Raw genomic sequence first — 18264 nt, forward strand, 5'->3', positions numbered from 1 at the left:
CCTGACCCCCACACTGCCAGTGTGGTGCGCTACCAGCTGCGCCATAGCCCCAAGTCGTGCCAATCGAAGCTACACCACTGGCAGGAAGCGTTCAAAGTCGCTGGTCAGCGCAGCGTGCTACCGCATGCGCCACCGCATTCGGAGAACACCTATGCCCACTCCCCCAGAGGCTGGAGTGACCGGTGTGACTCCCTATCTACCAGCTTCACCCGATGACCGAATTCACCACCTCGCGCGCGGCCTTCTGCACCTCGGCCAGGTGCTCGGGTCCGTTGAACGACTCCGCGTAGATCTTGTAGACGTCCTCGGTGCCCGACGGCCGGGCAGCGAACCACGCGTTGGCCGTCGTCACCTTAAGTCCCCCCAGCGGGGCGCCGTTGCCCGGCGCGGCGGTCAGCTTTGCGGTGATAGGTTCCCCCGCCACCTCAGTCGCGGTCACCTGCTCGGCCGACAGCCGAGAAAGCCGCGCCTTCTGCTCGCGGTCGGCGGGCGCGTCGACCCGCGCGTAGGACGGCGTGCCGTAATCGTCGGTCAGCTCCCGATAGCGCTGCGACGGACTCAAACCGGTGACGGCCAGGATCTCGGAGGCCAGCAGCGCCAGGATGATGCCGTCCTTGTCGGTGGTCCAGACCGAGCCGTCGCGCCGCAGGAACGACGCCCCCGCCGACTCCTCGCCACCAAAGCCGATCGTGCCGCCGATCAGGCCGTCGACGAACCACTTGAACCCGACCGGCACCTCGACCAGCTTACGGCCGATGCCGGCGACCACGCGGTCGATGATCGACGAACTGACCGCCGTCTTGCCGACGGCGATGCCGTCCGCCCAGGACGAACGGTGGGTGTAGAGGTAGTCGATGGCCACCGCCAGGTAGTGGTTCGGGTTCAGCAGCCCCCCATCGGGGGTGACGATGCCGTGGCGGTCGGAGTCGGCGTCGTTGCCGGTGGCGATCTGGTAGAGGTCGGGGTCGCCGGACATCGTTCGGATGAGCCCAGCCATGGCATCCGGCGAACTGCAATCCATCCGGATCTTGCCGTCGTGGTCGAGCGTCATAAACCGCCACGTCGCGTCGACCAATGGGTTGACCACGGTCAGGTCCAAACCGTGCCGCTCGGCGATCTCGCCCCAGTAGTCCACGCTGGCGCCGCCGAGCGGGTCTGCGCCGATCCGCACCCCGACCGCGCGGATCGCATCGAGCTCAACCACATTGGGCAGGTCGTCGACATAAGTGCCCAAATAGTCGTAGCGCTGGGCGGCCCCCAGCGCGCGGGCCAGCGGCACCCGCTTCACGCCCGACCCGCTGCGCAGAATCTCGTTGGCGCGCTTGGCGATTGCGTTGGTCGCATCGGTATCCGCGGGGCCGCCGTTGGGCGGGTTGTACTTGAAACCGCCGTCGGGCGGCGGGTTGTGCGACGGCGTGACGACGATCCCGTCGGCCAGCGCCTCGGTGCGACCACGGTTGTAGGTCAGGATCGCGTGGCTGACCGCCGGCGTCGGCGTGTAACGGTCGTGCGAGTCGATCATCGCCACAACATCGTTGGCGGCCAGCACCTCCAGCGCCGACACCCAGGCAGGCTCCGAGAGGCCATGGGTGTCACGGCCGATGAACAGCGGCCCGGTGGTGCCCTGGGCCTCGCGGTATTCGACGATGGCCTGGGTGATGGCCAGGATGTGGGCCTCGTTGAACGCCCCGTTGAGCGCCGACCCGCGGTGCCCCGACGTGCCGAACGCCACCTGCTGAGCGACGTCGTCCGGGTCCGGCTGGATCGAGTAATACGCAGTGACCAGGTGGGGCAGGTCGACAAGGTCTTCGGGCTGGGCCGGCTGGCCGGCGCGCGGGTGGGCCATGTTTGCCAATTCTGCCCGTGTCCGGCGCGCCCCGCCGCCTTGGACTTCTCAGGTACTTCCCGGGTTCACCTTCTGGTAAGTCGACCCCCTACGCTGCTAAGCGCAGCAATCGCAGACTGAAGGGGAAGCCCACCGTGGCACACCGCGACTATCGCGAGCTGGCCGCGGTTTTCGTCGGCGGGGCGCTCGGCACCCTCGCCCGCGCGGCGTTGAACACCCTTGTCATCCGCGACGCGGAGCACTGGCCGTGGTCCACATTCACCGTCAACATCGTCGGCGCATTCCTGGTCGGTTATTTCACCACCCGGCTGCTGGAGCGGCTGCCGCTGTCGAGCTACCGGCGTCCCCTGCTCGGCACCGGCCTCTGCGGCGGCCTGACCACCTTCTCGACGATGCAGGTCGAAACCCTGAACATGATCGAGCACGGCCATTGGGTGAAGGCCGTGGCATACACCACCAGCAGCATCGTGCTGGGATTGCTGGCCGTCTATCTGGCCACCGCTTTGGTTCGCCGGGTGCGGGTGCGTCGATGACGACCGTCTTGCTCTGGACCGGCGTGGCGATCATCGGCGGCATCGGATCGGTGCTGCGCTTCGTGATCGACGGTGCGGTGGCCCGCCGAGTGGCCCGGCCCTTTCCGTTCGGAACGCTCGTCGTGAACATCAGCGGCGCCGCGCTGCTGGGTTTCCTCGGGGGCCTGATGTTGAGCAAGGACGCGGCCCTGCTGGCGGGGACGGCGTTCGTCGGCGCCTACACGACCTTTTCCACCTGGATGCTCGAAACCCAGCGCCTCAACGAGGAACGCCAAACCTGGACGGCGCTGGCCAATATCGTCGTCAGCGTCGCGCTCGGCATAGCTGCCGCGGTTTTCGGGCAGTGGCTCGCCCAGCAGTGATCACGCCTCGCGACGCTTCGGCACGTCGCCGGGGGCGCACGCCAACGCGTACAACGCCATTCGCCGATTCGACATGTCGTGCTCGCCGAGGAACACACAACCGGCGCGCTCGCAGAACCGCCGTGCCGTTTTGTTGCGGTGGTCGGGATCGAACATGATTCGGCGACACCGCAGTTCCTGGCCGAGCACGCTGGCCACGAAAAGCGGCAGCACCTGACCGGCGATTCCCCGGTTGACCAACTCTTCGTCGGCGATGGCGGCGTGTATCCCCAAGTCGTAGGGGTGCGCTTCGTACCGCTGCGCGATGGAATCTTTTGCGGCTCGGTACAACTCGATGTAGGCGTGGTCTCGGCCATCGAGGCTGGCAAAGAACGGTCGCGAATAGCTGCCGTCGAGTTGCGCGCGCAAGTAGCGATGCCAACGCTCGGCCGGCCAGGCGGACTCCCACGCTTCGGTGAGGGCGGGCCGGCTCATCCACTCAGCGACCATTTCCGCGTCGGCATCCGGGTCGGCGAGCCGGAAAGCGTACGGTGCGGGGACCTCCGCGGCGCTGGGCGGCGGAGGTACGTTACGCACCTCGTCGCTGATATCAGTCAGTTCCCGCGGCAGGATCACGTCGGGTTCGGCCATACGACGGCCAGCCTACCGAAGCGCCGCCATCCATCGGTCGGCCAGCGCGGAGACCCAGCCGGCGGCGGCCTCGGGGTGGTCCGGTGGCGCCTGGACCAGGACCAGTTCGTCGACACCCGACTCGGCGAGCGCGCCGACGTCGCCGACGCTCGGATTGCGCAGCGCCACGGATACTCGCAGCCCGCCACGGTCGCGCCCCGTTTCGGCGCACATCTGTTCGAGCCTGCCGATCCTCTCGCGCACCGTGGCTACCCCGTCGAGGTTGAACCCGTACCAGCCGTCGCCCCACACGACCACCCGCCGCAGCGCCGCATCGCTGTTGCCTCCGAGCACGATTGGGATCCGGCGATCGCGCAACGGCTTGGGGTTTACCCGGATTGCATCGAAGCCGACGAAATCCCCGTCGAACGAGGCCACGTCGTCGTGCCACAACGCACGCATTGCCGCCACGTACTCGGCGGTGCGGGCCCCGCGATGCTCGAACGGCACCCCGAGCGCGGCGAATTCCTCTTTTGCCCATCCGACGCCCACGCCCAGCGTCAGCCGCCCCCTGCTCAACCGATCCAGGCTCGCGGCCTGCTTGGCCACCACCACCGGGTTGTGCTCGGGCAGCAGGAGCACGCCGGTCGCGACGCCGATCCGGGTGGACGCGGCGGCGGCGAAGCTCAGCGCGATCATCGGATCGAGCCAATCCGCTTGTGCCGGAACGGCTATGACGCCGTCGTCGGAATACGGGTAGCGCGACCCGGATCGATCCACCATGACGACGTGTTCACCCGCCCACAGGTTAGCGAAGCCGCAGCCGTCCGCGGTCGATGCGACGGCGTCGATCACGGCCCGATCAGCGCCGGCCCCGATCCCCAATGCGTGCAATCCCAGGCGCACCGCACGATCGTCTCACGGCGATCAGCGGCTGCTGAGCAGCTTCGCCAGCACCGCTGCGTGACTGCCCTCCACTTCGCGGGTGGCCGTCACCAGGGTCACGACGCCCCGCTTCGCCAGCTCTCGCAGCTCGGCCAGCGCCGGGTTGTCGTTCAGCTCGTCGCGGTAGCGCGCCGCGAATTCGTCGAACCGCTGCGGGTCATGGTGGTACCACTCGCGGAGTTCCTTAGAGGGCGCGACCTCCTTGCACCAGGTGCCCACCCGCGGATCGTCCTTGCGGAATCCCCGCGGCCAGATGCGGTCAACCAGCACGCGGTGGCCGTCGTCAGGATGGGCATCGTCGTACACGCGCTCCACTCGGATTCGGCCCCTGGCGCCCACACGGCCAGGCTAGCGACTTCTTGTCGGTCAGTGGGTCCGCGTATACTCGCACGCATGTTCGATACAGACCAATCGGCGCTGGTAGAGCGCATCGCCGAGCTGGAGAGGGTGAAGTCCGCGGCGGCGGCGGAACAGGCCCGACTGGCGGTCGCGCTGGACACGGCGCGTCGGGCCGCCGAAGCGGCCGCCGGAGTGCCCGCGGCTCGGCGCGGACGGGGCGTGGCCGGCGAGGTCGCGCTGGCGCGACGGGATTCCCCCGCGCGGGGTGGGCGGCACCTGGGCTTCGCCAAGGCCGTGGTGAACGAGATGCCGCACACGCTGGCCGCGCTGGAATGCGGGGCCCTGTCGGAATGGCGCGCCACCCTGATCGTGCGCGAAAGCGCGTGTTTGGACGTCGAGGACCGCCGCAGGCTGGATGCCGAGATGTGCGCCGACCCGGCCGGCCTCGACGGGATGGGTGACGCGCGGGTGGCCGCGGCCGCCAAGGCGATCGCCTACCGACTGGACCCGCACGCCGTCGTCGACCGGGCGGCCAAGGCCGAGAACGAACGCTCGGTCACCATCCGACCGGCACCCGACACAATGACGTATGTGACCGCGTTGTTGCCGGTAGCCCAAGGGGTTTCGGTATATGCGGCGCTGCGCCGCGAGGCCGACACCCGCTGCGACGGGCGCTCACGCGGCCAGGTCATGGCCGACACCCTCGTCGAGCGGGTCACCGGGCGCGACGCGGCGGTCCCGACCCCGATCGCGGTCAACCTGGTGCTCACCGACGAAACCCTGCTGGGCGGGGCCGACACGCCGGGCGACATCGACGGCTACGGGCCGATTCCGGCGGCGGTGGCGCGCGCGCTGGTCGCAGGCGCAGTCAGCGACCGGCGCTCGCGGGCGACACTGCGCAGGCTCTACGCCCACCCGGCAGCCGGGGCGCTGGTGGCCATGGAGTCACGGGCGCGGCTTTTTCCGCGCGGGCTGGCCGGCTTCATCGAGTTGCGGGATCAACGTTGTCGCACCCCCTATTGCGACGCGCCGATCCGCCACCGCGATCACGCGCAGCCGTGGGCGGGCGGCGGCTCCACCACCGCCGGCAACGGCCTGGGCTGCTGCGAGCGCTGCAACTACACTAAGGAGGCCGCGGGCTGGCGGGTGCGCACCGCGATCGACGAAAAGCACACGCACACAGCCGAATTCACCACACCGACCGGCCAGACCTACCGGTCAACCGCCCCACCACGCGCACCCACGATCGAATTCAGCGACGTCGAACTACGGATCGGCATCGCGCTCGCGAAGCACGCGGCGTAGCTCGAGGTCGGCAGGCGCTCCCCGGACCTGCTCCTAGTAGTGATACGTGTCCGACGGCGCGGGCGAGTGAACCCGTTCTTCGTCGTCGAACTCGGACACCTCGATGCCGTAAGCGCGGGCCAGTTCGAGGATCTTAGTGGCCCGCGCGATGCGCGGCAGGTCGGAGCCGTTGCGGATCTCCCCTCCGTCGCGTTCGAACTCGGCGAAAAACTCTTTAGCCCAAGAGATTTCGTCCTGCGACGGCGACAGCCCCTCGTTCACCACCGCACACTGGTCCGGGGTAAGGCAGATCTTGCCCGTCATGCCGAATTCGACGGAAACCGCCGTGGCCTCGATGAGCTTCAACGCGTTGGAGCCGATCGTCGGCCCGTCGATGGCGCTCGGCAGGTTGGCCGCCTTGGCGGCGATCGTGAAGCGCGACCGGGCGTACGCCAAGGTGGTCGGATCTTCCCCGAAACCAGTGTCGCGACGGAAATCGCCGATGCCGAAGGCGAGCCGGAAGGTGCCCTTGGCCGCGGCGATCTCGGTGATGCGCTCCAGGCCGCGGGCGGTTTCGACAAGCGCCACGATCGGCACGTTGGGCAGCCGTTGGGCGGTCTCGGTGACGTGGTCCACCGATTCGACCATCGCCAGCATCACCCCGCCGACCGGGGTAGCGGCCAGCGCCGCCAAATCGTCCGCCCACCACGGGGTGCCGAACCCGTTGACCCGGACCCAGTCGGTGTTTTCGGGGCTGAGCCAGCGCACGACGTTGTCGCGGGCGGCCTGCTTGTCTTTGGGCGCGACCGCGTCCTCGATGTCGAGAACGACGATGTCGGCGCGGGAATGCGCCGCGGACTGAAACCGGTCGGCATGCGCGCCGTTGACCAGCAGCCAACTGCGGGCGAGAACGGGATCGAGACGCCAGCCGATGTCGGAGGGATCCGGCGCCTGGCCGTCGACCTGTTCATGTTTCTGATCTGTCGCCATCTTCATTCCGTGGGTGCTAGCTGGTGTTTGTTAAACCGTAGCGGCATGGCAGACGGCCGATCAGCCGGCCCGGGACCAGCGCGTCTTTGGACGGCTGCTGTGACAAACCCGCGTCGACGATCCATCAGCAAATGATCGCGCTTCGCGAAGGGGGTCACATCGGGCCGCTATGGCGAGCATGCCCGGACGAGGTTTCATCGTCGGCGCGCCGGGTAGCCCATCCCGTGCGACGCCAGGGACCTTTCGTCTCGCGTCGCTTGTCGCAAGGGCTAGAGGCGACTGGTCCCCAACGCGTTCTCGGTTACCCCTCGGTCGAGACAACCAATCAAGGAGCAAACATGCGTAAGACCATTGCAGTCATTTCCGCCACCGGGGCACTGCTGTTCGGCGGGGCCGGCGTCGCCAACGCCACCGCCCAGAGTGCGCCGGCGCCGTCGTCGACCACAACGACGTTGGCGGACAACAACAACGGCACCAATGACCAGCACAGCGACAACAACGGCCTGTGGGGGCTGCTCGGCCTGCTTGGGTTGGGTGGACTCGTGGGGCTGAAGCGCCGCAGGGACACCGACGCCGTCACAGGCATCGGGACGACCACAACCCCCGGGCGCGGCGTCTAGCCGCTCCCGCCCAAGCCCCCGTCGGATGCCGCACGCGTCTGGCGGGGGCTCGCGCGGCGTTTACCCGTTCCCCCACCGGGTATTTCCCGACGAGCGGTGCACAGCCCATAGCCCGCCTCTCAATTCCCCTATCACTGGAGGTATCGGCGATGGCCGAGATGATTGTCCAATCACCCGAGGAGGTCGTCGCGTTTCTCAAAGCGCAGCACAACCTCATCGAGGACATGTTCGACGAAGTGCTGTACGCGTCGGATCCCAAGGCGCGCGAAAAGCCCTTCGTCGAGTTGCGCCAGCTGCTGGCCGTCCACGAGACGGCCGAGGAGATGGTGGTGCATCCGCGGGTGCGCCGCGAGGCTGATGGTGGCGACGGCATCGTCGACGCCCGGCTCCAGGAAGAACACGAAGCCAAGGAATTGCTCTCGCAGATCGAGAAACTCGACATCACCTCGCAGCAGTTCATCGGCGAACTCACCAAGCTGCGCGACGCCGTGCTCGAGCACGCCCGGCATGAGGAGGACGAGGAATTCCCCGTGCTGGCGCGGGAAGTCGGCGCCGACGACCTCAAGCGGATGGGGTCGGCGGTGCGAGCGGCCGAGGCCATCGCGCCGACCCGCCCGCACCCGGGCGTGGAATCGGCGAAGCTGAATTTCGCCGTCGGGCCGTTCGCGTCGATGCTTGACCGCGCTCGCGATCTGATCCAGCAAGCTATCGGCTAGGCCCCGGCTTTCCGTAGTGTCGGTGGAGTGAGCGTCACACCGGAGACGACCGTCGCCCTGCACGACCGGTTCTTCCGCGCGTTGCCGGAGCTGGCCGTACCCTGGCAGGCCGAGGCGGCCCCCGACGTGCGGCCGCTCGTGGTCAACGGGCGACTAGCCGCGGAGCTCGGCCTCGACGGCGCCTGGCTGCGGAGTCCCGACGGCCTGCGTTTCCTGGTGGGCAACCTGGTGCCCGAGGGGGCCGCTCCGGTGGCGCAGGCCTACGCCGGACACCAATTCGGCGGCTATGTGCCCCAGTTGGGCGACGGGCGCGCCCTGTTACTCGGCGAACTCGTCGACGACGACGGGCGCCTGCGCGACATCCACCTGAAGGGGTCCGGGCCCACTCCCTTCGCGCGCGGTGGCGACGGCCTGGCGGCGGTGGGGCCGATGCTGCGCGAATACGTCTTCAGCGAAGCGATGCACGCCCTGGGCGTCCCGACGACGCGATCTTTGGCCGTGGTGGCCACGGGTCGCCCGGTGCAGCGTGAATCGTCGCTGCCCGGCGCCGTGCTCGCCCGGGTCGCGAGCAGTCACCTGCGCGTCGGGAGCTTCCAATATGCCGCGTCCCTGGGCGACCTGGGCCTGCTGCGACGCCTGGCCGACCATGCGATCGCGCGCCACCATCCGGGCACGGCGGGGGCCGCCCGCCCGTACCTTGCCCTGTTCGAGGCGGTGGTCGCCGCCCAGGCATCGCTGATCGCCCGCTGGATGCTGATCGGGTTCGTCCACGGCGTGATGAACACCGACAACATGACGATCTCCGGCGAGACCATCGACTACGGCCCGTGCGCCTTCATGGAGGCTTACGAACCGGATACGGTCTTCAGCTCGATCGATTTCTGGGGCCGCTACGCATTCGGCAACCAGCCGGTCGTCGCAGGGTGGAACCTCGCCCGGTTCGCGGAGGCGCTTCTTCCGTTGCTCTCCGACGACGCCGAGGAGGCCGTGGCGCTCGCGGAGCAGTCGTTCGGGGTTTTCCGAACCACCTACGACGCCGTGTGGGACTCGGGCATGCGCGCCAAACTCGGTTTATCCGCGGACGTTGCGGCGCAACGGGTCACGTCGTTGGTCGACGAGGTGCTCGCCCTGCTGCAGGAGAGCCGCGTCGATTACACGTCCTTCTTCCGCCGCCTCGGCCACGCCGCCCGAGGGGACGCCGAGCCGGCGCGCGGGCTCTTCCTCGACCTCGCCGGCTTCGATGACTGGATGTCGCGCTGGCGGGTCCTGGGTCCGGACGCCGACTCGATGGACCGCGCCAACCCGATCTACATCCCGCGCAACCATCTCGTCGAGGAGGCCCTGGCCGCGGCGACGGCCGGGAATCTCGGTCCGCTCGTGCGGCTCCTCGACGCCGTCACTGACCCGTATCGCGAACGACCGGGCCTGCAGCGCTACGCCGATCCCGCGCCGGAGGATTTCGGCAAGTATCAAACGTTCTGCGGCACCTGAGGTTTCGCTATTGGACGACGGCGAGCTCGAGTCCCGGCACGATCTCGGTGACATCGATTTCGCCCCGCGTGAAGCGCGCCAGGAAGCCGAAGATCACGCCCGTCAGGATCAGTTCGAGGTCCCTCGCGTAAGCCGAATCGACCTCGGCCAAAATCCGATTTGGCAACCGGCAGGCTATCGGCAACAAGGCGGGCGAATTACTCACCGGCGGAGGCAGATTGGGCGGCGAGCTGGCGGCGGGTTACTACGTCGAGCCGACAGTGTTCGGCGGGGGCTGAAGCGTCTACAGTTCCAGGGTGACGAGAAGCGTCGCCGTGATCGGGGCGGGCCCGGGCGGGCTGGCCGCGGCACGCTGGCTGAAGTCGCAGGGCTTCGAACCGACGATCTTCGAAAAGGCACCGATGCTGGGCGGGCAGTGGACGGGCCTGCCCGGCCTGAGCGGCGTTTGGCCGGCCATGCACACCAACAGCAGTCGCACGCTGACGGCCTTCGGCGACCTCGAGCCAGAGACCGAACTCGTCTACCCGCCTAACTGCGAGATCCTCGACTACCTGCATCGCTACGCCGAGAACTTCGGCCTCACCCGCCGCATTCTGCTCGGCACGCAGGTCGAACTCGTCAGCCGACACGGCGCGGGATGGCTCGTGCGTCATGCCGGCGGGGACGAGAGCTTCGCGCGGGTGGTGGTCGCCAGCGGCAGGTTCCACGCCCCCGCCATCCCCGCCGTACCGGGGCTCGAGACGTTCACCGGCTCGGCCGAAGCAATCTCGAGCTACCAGTACCGGGGCCCCGGCCCGTACCGCGACAAACGCGTTCTGGTGGCGGGCTGCGCGATCAGCGCCCTCGAGATCGCCGCGGAACTCGCCCAACTCTGCGCGGCACGCGTCGTGCTTACCCAGCGGCGGCAAAGGTACGTCCTGCCGAAGTTCGCCGCCGGGGTGCCCACCGATTACCGGATCTACACGCGATACGGCGCCCTGGCGAGTGAGAGCCTTCCCACGGCGGAGATCGACCGGCAGCTCAAGGAGATCGTCGTCGAGGCGGCCGGAAGCCCCGAGCAGTACGGCGCACCGCCGCCCGACCCGTCCCTCTTCGCGGCCGGGGTCACCCTCAATCAGCATTACCTGCCACTCGTCGCCGAGGGCCGGATCACGGTGCGGCCGTGGATAAACGCCATCGCGGGCACGAGCGTGACCTTCGCCGACGGGCACTCCGAGGACTTCGACGGGATCGTGTTCGGCACCGGATTCAAGCTGCATCTGCCATTCCTTGACAACGACATCCGACGGATTCTCGACCTCGACGCGGTGCACATGGACGCCGACCGCTACACCTTCCACCCCGACCTCCCGGGGCTGGCCTTCATCGGCATGTGGGACCAGTCGGGCGGATACTTCGTGCCACTGGAGCTTCAAGCCAGGTGGATCGCTTACACGTGGGGTGGCGCGATCCCCACCCGCGGGGAGGACGACCAGCGGAGGTCGATCAATGATTATCGCTCGCGACGCGGGTCGCCACAGAAAACCCAAATGAACCTGGCAGCAATGACTTTCGCCCGAGCAGCCGGAGTAGAGCCACATCTGGACAACTGGCCGGACATGCTGCGCGCCCTGCTATTCGGGCCCCTCACACCCAGTTGTTTCCGCCTCGAAGGATCCGATGCGCTGGACCGGGCTCCGGCGCAGTTCGCGCGGGAAGCCGCCGCCTTCGGTGCGATCACGTCGAACGAGCTGACCGGGCGCGAAGCGAAATACTGGTCGCTCGTCGAGAGCGCGGTGAGCTGACGGCGCGGCCCTACGCCAGTTTGGCGAACTCCGCCTTCAACTCATCGAGGCGGCGAAGCGTCTCGTCGCGAGGCTCGGTGGGCAGGTCCAGCAGGACTTCTTGCACCCCCAAGCTGACGTAGCCTTCCAGCTCCTTGGCCGTCGGCGCGCCCCCGTGAAAGTTGATCACCGGCACGTCGTGGTCGGCGACGGCGCGGAGTTCCTCGAGCTGACCCGATAGCATCTCCGCTGACGGGGTCATGGCAATCCAGCCGGCATTCAGCCGCGCGATGCGCGGGAAACTCGCCGGCCCTCCGCCCAGGTACAGCGGCGGGTACGGCCGCGTCACCGGCTTGGGCCAGCTGTAGATGGGATCGAAATTTACGAACTGCCCGTGGAATTCGGCCTGCTCCTGAGTCCAGATCGCGATCATCGCGCGCAGCCGTTCTTCGACCACGCGTCCGCGCACCTTGGGGTCGACGCCGTGGTTGGCGATCTCTTCGCGCAGCCAGCCCACGCCCACGCCGAAGCGAAACCGCCCCTGCGAGACCAGATCAAGCGAGGCGACCTCCTTGGCCGTGAGGATGGGGTCGCGCTGCGGGATCAACGCGATCCCGGTGCCGAGGAGCAGTTCCTCGGTCGCGACCGCCGCAGCCGTCAGCGCCACAAACGGATCGAGCGTGCGGTAGTACTTCGGTGGGATCGGGCCACCGCCCGGGTAGGGGGTCTTCGCGTTGACGGGGATGTGCGAGTGCTCGGCCAGGAACAGCGACGAAAACCCGCGCTGCTCGAGCGCCTGGCCCAGCTCGACCGGGCCGATTCCCTCGTCGGTAACGAAAGTCAGGACTCCGAACCGCATGCTTGCTCCCATCGTCGTCACGGATTCCGCCCGCCCGGGGTCCGGCGGCTCGCGCCCCACAGCCCGACGCCGATGCCGACCACGGCGCCGCCCAGGCCGATCAGCCGTTGCGAGGGCTTCAATTCGTCATGCACACTCATGCCGCCGAGCAGGTCGGCCGCGTCGGCGCCGCCTGAGGCCAAAAACCAGCCGCGGGTGTCCCTGCCGCCCAGCGCCGCGGCAGCGAGCAGCCCACCGATCAGGGCATCGCGATACCCCATCGAACGCAGCAGCAGGCGCGCCGTCGGCGCCGGCTCGTCCGGATCGCCCCACCACCGGTTCGCCCGGAGCGGGTCGACGAGAAACGAAATGCCCGACGCGAGCCGGATGCCGCCCGCCAGGAGTGCGGCCCGATCAATCGACATGGCCGCAGCCTAGAGCCAATCGGCCCGGGGCACGAGTCGTAGGGCCGGTTCGCGAGTGAACCAGAGTTCACTGAAATCGGTGATTTCCGATAGCGGGTATCCGCCGGCCCCGCGCAGGAAAGTTACGTCCCGTTGGTCGCTCTCCGCAAACGCATTCCTGCGACACGCATTTGCCGTATCAGCCTTGACCGCCTGCCAGCCGCCTCGCCAAAACCTGCGCGACCAGGGATGAGTCTCCAAAATGGCTCCGGAGCAAGACAATTGTGCATTCGTCTAATAACGCGCCCGCGAACATCGTTGCGGCCGTCGGGCGTTCGTGACGACGACTCGGCCGACGCGGGCTTTACCAAAGCGGGTGTATACGAACGATCAGCGGATTATTTTTGTCAACTATGACGGGACAGGGGGATCCGATAGCACGTCCGCAGCAGTATGTGAATCATACCGTCACGCCTCGGCGGAAGAAGCTCCCACCCGATCCCGACGTACGCCGCGCCATTCTGGACGCCGCGTCGAAATCGGTTCGCGAGCAGGGGGTTCGGGGCCTCAGCGTCGCCACGGTATTGGAACGCGCTCGGCTGAGCACCCGGGCTTTCTATCGGCACTTTGATTCGAAGGACCAGTTGGTCGCGGCGGTCTTTCTCGAGATGACGCGCAGCGAGGTGCTGCGGCTGAAGACGAAAATGTCGGCAGCCACCGACCCGATCGAGGCGGTCGCCGCCTGGATCGACGGACGGCTCGACCTCGCGTTCGATGAGGACATCAAAGCGGAGCTGCGCCACGTGTCTTTGGAGGCTCAATCGAAGGTCTTCTCCGCCCCCGAGATGGTCACGCCCGCCTACGGCGCGATTCTCGAGCCACTCGTCGAGCAGTTGCGGCGCGGCCTGGAGCTCGGCGTATTCAAGGACATCATTCCGGCCACCGCGGCGAAATCGATCCATGGCGTCGTGTGGGCCGGCACGCAGCGGCAGTGGGCAACGAATCATTGGGACCGCGAGGAAGTCCGCCAACGGGCGGTGCGGTTCTGCCTGCGCGGGCTGGGCGTGGCACCCCACATCATCGAGGAACTGACCGCCGGCGGGGAAGCCGCGAGTTAACCGAAACGCGGGTTTCACCGGCTTCTCACCTCGGTCCGAGGCCCCCTGAAATTCATGTTTTCGGAAACGGTCGCGCTGGGTACCTACGCAGTTATGACACGTCTGTACAACCGGACCACCCTCGTCTGACGCGCATGAGCAGCGCGCTATCGCAACGACGGAACAAGCTCGCGCCCGACCCCGACGTGCGGTACGCCATCGTGGCCGCCGCATCCAAATCCATGCACGAGCACGGGGTCCAAGGGCTCAGCGTCGCCACCGTGCTGGAACGCGCGCAGCTGAGCACCCGCGCGTTCTACCGGCACTTCGATTCCAAGGACCAGCTGGTTACGGAGGTCTTTCTGGAACTGGCCCGTCTCGAAACACAGAGGCTTCGAGAAAAGATGGCGGACACCGCCAACCCGGTCGACGCGGTCGTCGCCTGGGTCGACGGGCGGCTCGAACTCGCGTTCGGCGAAGTCGCGGAGGATGATCTGCGCTGCCTGTCCTCCCTGGACGCCTACACAAAGGCGGTCACCTCTCCGGAAATGGTTGCGCCCGCGTACGGCGCGATACTCGAGCCGCTCATCGAGCAGATCGAGCGCGGCCTCGAACTCGGCGTGTTCCAAGACATCGTCCCGTCGACCGCCGCGAAATCGATACACGGCGTGGTATGGGCCGGCACGCAGCGGCAGTGGGCAGCACAGCATTGGGACCGCACCGTGGTTCGTGAACGTGTGCTGCGGTTCTGCCTGCGCGGACTGGGCGTTTCGCCCCACACGATCGAACAGGTCACGGGTTCCGCGGACTGACAGCCAGCGCGTCCTACCTGGCCGGGCACGCGTCGGCGATCTGGAGCGAGGCCGGCCACAGCGCCAACTCGACCAGCGCTCCGACGCTGACCTCGTAGCGCAGCGCGCGCCGGAGCATCTCCATCGCGCGCTCGATTCGGCCCGGCCAGACTGACATAACGCGCACTCCCCAGCACGGCAGAGCAGTTGACGGCCCCCGGACAAGCTCACCGGGTCAGGTGAGCTTCTCACACCCGGCTGCGGATTCGCTACGATGGCCGTCATGGCCGAGCCGTCTCCGGCTGGCGACGAAACGTTCGCGCTCAACCGTGCCGAGACGGTTGCCGTACCCAATGACGCGGCTTCGGATACCGGCGATCGCACGTCCGCGCGCGACTATGAGGCCGCCCCCGGCGAACCGGCGGGCGACCGCCAATCCTGGAGCGCCACCTGGCGCAAGGCCGGCGCGCTGCTCGTCGGCGGGCTCGCGCTCGCGGGAGCGATCATTCTCGCCTTTTGGCTGTTGGCCCCGGGTTCGAAGAGCCCTCAGCCGACGACGCCCAAGGGCGGCGCGACGCCCGCGCCGACGGCCCCGCCGGCATCCGCCGCGCCGTCGTCCATCGCCTCCACGCCGGACCAGGACAATAAGTACGTACAGGACCTGAACGACCACGGCATCTCGTTCGCCAACCCCGGGGACGCCATTTCCAACGGCAAGACGGTGTGCGATGACATCCGTCGAGGGGTGTCGGTGCCGCAGATCGTCAACGCGTTTCACGCGAGCAACCCGGGCCTCGACGCCGATACGTATGTGAGCATCTCGGTTCGCGCGTACTGTCCGCAAAATGGCAACCTCATCGGCGGTGGGCCATAGCGCGGCGCGAAAGCGGTGCGCGGCGCCAATACCCTGTACGGACCGCCGCCGCCGTGACAGACTTCGACATCGGCTATTGACGTGTCGTTGAACTTCAGGATGCAAACGGTGCGATATTGATTGGACTTGACGTTATCCGGGGAAAGCCGGCAGGGGGTAGACGTGGTCCGCGAAGTGGCAGCAACCTTGCCGCGCATCCGGGAGTCGTAGGAGGCGGCGCATGACTGTCGAGGGCCGCGATGTCCCGACCGGGTCGGTGCCTCACCATTTCGTCCGGTCGGCGCGTCGGTCGAGGCAGACGCCCGCCGGGGTACTCGTCGCGGCCGCAGCCTTCGCCGCGGCTGCGTTGGCGGGTCTCATTTCCGTAGGCGTCTACCTGTCGCGCGACAAGTCGGCGACATCGCCGGGCCCGCAGACCATCACGATCAGCGCATCGTCGGCCGCGGTGTTCCCGGCTGACGGAGCGGATGCCCAGTTCCTGTCCATGCTGAACGGCTACGGCATCACCGACAACGGCAAGGCGGCGATCCGGCAGCGGTTCATGGAGTTGGGCCACCACACCTGTTTCCTGCTCTTGCCGCCCCGGCCCCAGTCGCTCGACTTGACTGTCGACAACATCTTGGCCGCACAGGACCAGGACAGCGCCGCCGGTAATCGCTGGCCGAAGCGGTTCACTCATGACGACGCGGAGCATTTGGCGCAGTCCGCTGTCGCCGCCTACTGTCCGAGTGCGCAGAAGTAGGTTTGCCCGGCGCGGCTTGCGCAGTTTCCCGTCGACTACGCCTGCAGCAGTTTGGCCATTTCGGGAATGACGGCCTGGAGGGCTTTGAGCGGGCGCAGCATCACCTTGACCGAGGTGATCTTGCCGTCGTCGTTCCAGTGGATCATGTCGACGCCGTTGACGTGGATGCCGTCGACGTCGGCGACGAACTCGAGCACCGCGGAGTGGTCGGAATACCACTTGTCGACGTAGTGAAAGTCGGTGTCGGCGAACAGCTTCGCCGCGGCGGTTAGGTAGGCGGCGGCCTTGGCCCGGCCTTCTTGCGGCGTGAAAACCGCCGGCGAGTAAAAGACTGCGTCCTCGGCCAGCAGGTGGTGCAGGCCGTCGGTGCGACCGGTGTCGATGATCTCGATCCAGCGTTGAATAACCGGTGGTGTCACACCGCAAAGCTAGCGTCCGGGTTTTCCTACTTCCGCGGCGGTGGGGTACTGCCGTAGAGGCGCAAGGCTCGGGCCGCCGCGGTGGCCACTTCACCTCGCAGGTCCGAGATCGGTGGACTGCCTCGCAGATGGATTGAGTTGGAGAGCAGGACTACATACGTATCTGATCCGGGGTCCAGCCAAAGCGTGGTTCCGGTGAATCCGGTATTGCCAAAACTGCCGACGGGAAAGACCGTCCCGCGCGGCCTGGAAAATCCCGTGTCGATGTCCCAGCCGAAACCGAACAGGTCTTGCCCCCCAATCGCCGGATACCTGGCGGCCCGGGCGGCTTCATTGGCCGCTTTGAGTTGCTGGGCGGTATGTCCGGGTTGCTCTGGAGTCGTCATCAATTCCAGGGTCGCCGGCGTCAGCGGAAAGTTGCTGGGGCGGTCCGCAAGCCGATCGAGCAGGGCCTGCGCGAAGATGCCGACATCGTGAGCCGTCGCAAACACACCGGCATTTCCGGCCACTCCCCCCATGCGGCGCGCAGTCGGGTCGTGCACGGTGCCACGAAGCAGGTGACCGTAATCGGGGTTCCTGCCCGGATCGGCCCCGCTTTCCTCGTCAAGTGCCGTCGGCGCGATGCGCGGCAAAAGACTGGTGCTCCAGGTGCCCGCGGGACAAGGCTCCGGCAGGCGCCCCTGGGGCGTGAAAGCCCAGGCAACCGCAGCCCCCCGGATCCCGTGTGGGCCACAGGCTTTGGCCTCGGGAAGATAGTGGGTGTCGTTCATGCCGAGCGGCGCGAATACGTTTTGCTGAACGTACACGTCTTCTGCCTCGCCGGTGACTTTCTCGAGCAGCGCGCCAAGCAGGATGTAGTTGATGTCGGAGTACCGGAAAACGGCGCCGGGGGCCGACTGGAGCGGCGTGGTGAGCGCACGACGAACGCCTTCTGTTTTGTCGGGCGCGCCCAGTCCCCACGGATCGCCGAGGCTTACGTCTATCCCTTCGCCTGAGGTGTTCGTGAGCAACATGCGAACCGTCACCTTGGCGCGCTGTGGATCGTCGGCGGTGTTGAAGTCAGGCAAATACTTCTGCACGGGATCGTCGAACTGAACCTTGCCTTGCTCGTACAGCTGCATGACGGCTGTCGCCGTTGCGAGACACTTTGTCAGCGAAGCCAAGTCGAAGATCGTGTCCTCGGTCATCGGCTCGGCGGACGCGGGCGATCCGTCTAATCCCTGTTCGCCCGCTAGCTTGCGCGAGCCATAAGCCTGGTGAAAGACGACCTTGCCGCCGTGCCCGATCACCACCACCGCACCCGGCAGCCTGCGCGCCGCGATCGCATCGTTCACCAGCTTGGAGACGGTTGCGAATTCGGGCGCGGGAGGTGCGTCCGGCGGCTGCGGTGCCGGTGGCGCCAGCGGTGCCGCGGGCGCCGGCGGTGCCTGTGAAGGCCGAGCCCCGTCGCTTACCGCTGTACGCGCCGCATAGCCGGGCGAGGACGCCGCGGCAAGGGCAAGCAGGACGGCGCCAACGGCAATGACCTTTCGCACCGACCGCTTACCGGGCATGCCGCAAGCGTAAGCGGGATCCGCTGGGCAGTCCTATAGTTGATCCCC

At 67.3% G+C, this 18264-nt stretch carries 22 protein-coding genes; 11 read left to right on the forward strand and 11 right to left on the reverse strand.

Going from position 1 to position 18264, the window contains the following annotated elements; all coding sequences use genetic code 11:
- Window positions 1–205: 205 nt before the first annotated feature.
- On the reverse strand, window positions 206–1846 hold the full coding sequence (gene pgm / locus VMD50_RS26705; RefSeq protein ID WP_325432443.1) for a phosphoglucomutase (alpha-D-glucose-1,6-bisphosphate-dependent): 1641 nt from the start codon (window positions 1844–1846) through the stop codon (window positions 206–208).
- Between the two features lie 134 nt (window positions 1847–1980).
- Between pgm and crcB (VMD50_RS26710) the strand changes: the two genes are divergently transcribed.
- The gene (gene crcB, locus VMD50_RS26710; protein ID WP_325432445.1) at window positions 1981–2379 is read left to right on the forward strand and encodes a fluoride efflux transporter CrcB; all 399 of its coding nucleotides are present in this window, start codon (window positions 1981–1983) and stop codon (window positions 2377–2379) included.
- Complete coding sequence (gene crcB / locus VMD50_RS26715; protein ID WP_325432447.1) at window positions 2376–2741, forward strand: fluoride efflux transporter CrcB; 366 nt, start codon at window positions 2376–2378, stop codon at window positions 2739–2741. Before crcB (VMD50_RS26710) ends, crcB (VMD50_RS26715) begins: the two co-directional genes overlap by 4 nt.
- On the opposite strand, the gene VMD50_RS26720 is transcribed toward crcB (VMD50_RS26715), so the two are convergent.
- The 3 genes from VMD50_RS26720 to VMD50_RS26730 are packed head-to-tail and all read right to left on the reverse strand — an operon-like array spanning window position 2742 to window position 4634.
- The gene (locus VMD50_RS26720) at window positions 2742–3371 is read right to left on the reverse strand and encodes a GNAT family N-acetyltransferase (RefSeq protein ID WP_325432449.1); all 630 of its coding nucleotides are present in this window, start codon (window positions 3369–3371) and stop codon (window positions 2742–2744) included. It lies immediately after the preceding gene.
- 12 nt (window positions 3372–3383) lie between these two features.
- On the reverse strand, window positions 3384–4256 hold the full coding sequence (locus tag VMD50_RS26725; protein WP_325432451.1) for an LLM class F420-dependent oxidoreductase: 873 nt from the start codon (window positions 4254–4256) through the stop codon (window positions 3384–3386).
- Window positions 4257–4277: 21 nt separating this feature from the next.
- Entirely contained in the window at window positions 4278–4634 is a 357-nt protein-coding gene (locus tag VMD50_RS26730) for a DUF488 domain-containing protein (protein WP_325432453.1), read from the reverse strand.
- A 54-nt stretch (window positions 4635–4688) separates the two neighbouring features.
- Between VMD50_RS26730 and VMD50_RS26735 the strand changes: the two genes are divergently transcribed.
- The gene (locus VMD50_RS26735) at window positions 4689–5939 is read left to right on the forward strand and encodes an HNH endonuclease (protein WP_325432455.1); all 1251 of its coding nucleotides are present in this window, start codon (window positions 4689–4691) and stop codon (window positions 5937–5939) included.
- Between the two features lie 33 nt (window positions 5940–5972).
- On the opposite strand, the gene VMD50_RS26740 is transcribed toward VMD50_RS26735, so the two are convergent.
- The gene (locus VMD50_RS26740; protein WP_325432457.1) at window positions 5973–6908 is read right to left on the reverse strand and encodes an HpcH/HpaI aldolase/citrate lyase family protein; all 936 of its coding nucleotides are present in this window, start codon (window positions 6906–6908) and stop codon (window positions 5973–5975) included.
- A 338-nt stretch (window positions 6909–7246) separates the two neighbouring features.
- Here VMD50_RS26740 and VMD50_RS26745 point away from each other — a divergent pair, with 338 nt between their 5' ends.
- The 3 genes from VMD50_RS26745 (at window position 7247) to VMD50_RS26755 (ending at window position 9735) form a co-directional block, all read left to right on the forward strand.
- The gene (locus VMD50_RS26745) at window positions 7247–7528 is read left to right on the forward strand and encodes a WGxxGxxG family protein (RefSeq protein WP_325432459.1); all 282 of its coding nucleotides are present in this window, start codon (window positions 7247–7249) and stop codon (window positions 7526–7528) included.
- A gap of 149 nt (window positions 7529–7677) precedes the next feature.
- A complete protein-coding gene (locus tag VMD50_RS26750) occupies window positions 7678–8244 on the forward strand; it encodes a hemerythrin domain-containing protein (RefSeq protein ID WP_325432461.1) in 567 nt (188 codons plus the stop codon).
- Window positions 8245–8271: 27 nt separating this feature from the next.
- On the forward strand, window positions 8272–9735 hold the full coding sequence (locus VMD50_RS26755; protein ID WP_325432463.1) for a protein adenylyltransferase SelO: 1464 nt from the start codon (window positions 8272–8274) through the stop codon (window positions 9733–9735).
- A gap of 7 nt (window positions 9736–9742) precedes the next feature.
- Here the strand turns inward: VMD50_RS26755 and VMD50_RS26760 are convergent, their stop codons facing one another.
- The gene (locus VMD50_RS26760) at window positions 9743–9940 is read right to left on the reverse strand and encodes a hypothetical protein (RefSeq protein ID WP_414686184.1); all 198 of its coding nucleotides are present in this window, start codon (window positions 9938–9940) and stop codon (window positions 9743–9745) included.
- Window positions 9941–10031: 91 nt separating this feature from the next.
- On the opposite strand from VMD50_RS26760, the gene VMD50_RS26765 reads away from it, so the two are divergent.
- Window positions 10032–11519, forward strand: a complete 1488-nt coding sequence (locus tag VMD50_RS26765) for a flavin-containing monooxygenase (protein WP_325432465.1) — start codon at window positions 10032–10034, stop codon at window positions 11517–11519.
- A 10-nt stretch (window positions 11520–11529) separates the two neighbouring features.
- On the opposite strand, the gene VMD50_RS26770 is transcribed toward VMD50_RS26765, so the two are convergent.
- Entirely contained in the window at window positions 11530–12357 is an 828-nt protein-coding gene (locus tag VMD50_RS26770) for an LLM class F420-dependent oxidoreductase (protein WP_325432467.1), read from the reverse strand.
- Window positions 12358–12374: 17 nt separating this feature from the next.
- Complete coding sequence (locus tag VMD50_RS26775; RefSeq protein WP_325432470.1) at window positions 12375–12761, reverse strand: DUF4267 domain-containing protein; 387 nt, start codon at window positions 12759–12761, stop codon at window positions 12375–12377.
- A gap of 392 nt (window positions 12762–13153) precedes the next feature.
- On the opposite strand from VMD50_RS26775, the gene VMD50_RS26780 reads away from it, so the two are divergent.
- Both VMD50_RS26780 and VMD50_RS26785 read left to right on the forward strand, forming a co-directional pair.
- Complete coding sequence (locus VMD50_RS26780) at window positions 13154–13858, forward strand: TetR/AcrR family transcriptional regulator (protein ID WP_414686185.1); 705 nt, start codon at window positions 13154–13156, stop codon at window positions 13856–13858.
- 134 nt (window positions 13859–13992) lie between these two features.
- Window positions 13993–14649 (forward strand): TetR/AcrR family transcriptional regulator, encoded by a 657-nt coding sequence (locus VMD50_RS26785; protein WP_325432473.1) that lies wholly within the window; start codon window positions 13993–13995, stop codon window positions 14647–14649.
- 13 nt (window positions 14650–14662) lie between these two features.
- Here VMD50_RS26785 and VMD50_RS26790 read toward each other — a convergent pair whose 3' ends face one another.
- Window positions 14663–14806, reverse strand: coding sequence for a hypothetical protein (locus VMD50_RS26790; protein ID WP_325432475.1), 144 nt, complete (start codon window positions 14804–14806; stop codon window positions 14663–14665).
- 105 nt (window positions 14807–14911) lie between these two features.
- On the opposite strand from VMD50_RS26790, the gene VMD50_RS26795 reads away from it, so the two are divergent.
- Entirely contained in the window at window positions 14912–15502 is a 591-nt protein-coding gene (locus VMD50_RS26795) for a DUF732 domain-containing protein (RefSeq protein WP_325432477.1), read from the forward strand.
- A gap of 220 nt (window positions 15503–15722) precedes the next feature.
- Window positions 15723–16244, forward strand: coding sequence for a DUF732 domain-containing protein (locus VMD50_RS26800; protein WP_325432479.1), 522 nt, complete (start codon window positions 15723–15725; stop codon window positions 16242–16244).
- A 35-nt stretch (window positions 16245–16279) separates the two neighbouring features.
- Here VMD50_RS26800 and VMD50_RS26805 read toward each other — a convergent pair whose 3' ends face one another.
- Window positions 16280–16663 (reverse strand): nuclear transport factor 2 family protein, encoded by a 384-nt coding sequence (locus VMD50_RS26805; protein ID WP_414686186.1) that lies wholly within the window; start codon window positions 16661–16663, stop codon window positions 16280–16282.
- A gap of 26 nt (window positions 16664–16689) precedes the next feature.
- Complete coding sequence (locus VMD50_RS26810) at window positions 16690–18216, reverse strand: serine hydrolase domain-containing protein (protein ID WP_325432481.1); 1527 nt, start codon at window positions 18214–18216, stop codon at window positions 16690–16692.
- Between the last annotated feature and the right edge of the window lie 48 nt (window positions 18217–18264).

It is taken from the genome of Mycobacterium sp. (assembly GCF_035506235.1).
GTDB lineage: Bacteria > Actinomycetota > Actinomycetes > Mycobacteriales > Mycobacteriaceae > Mycobacterium.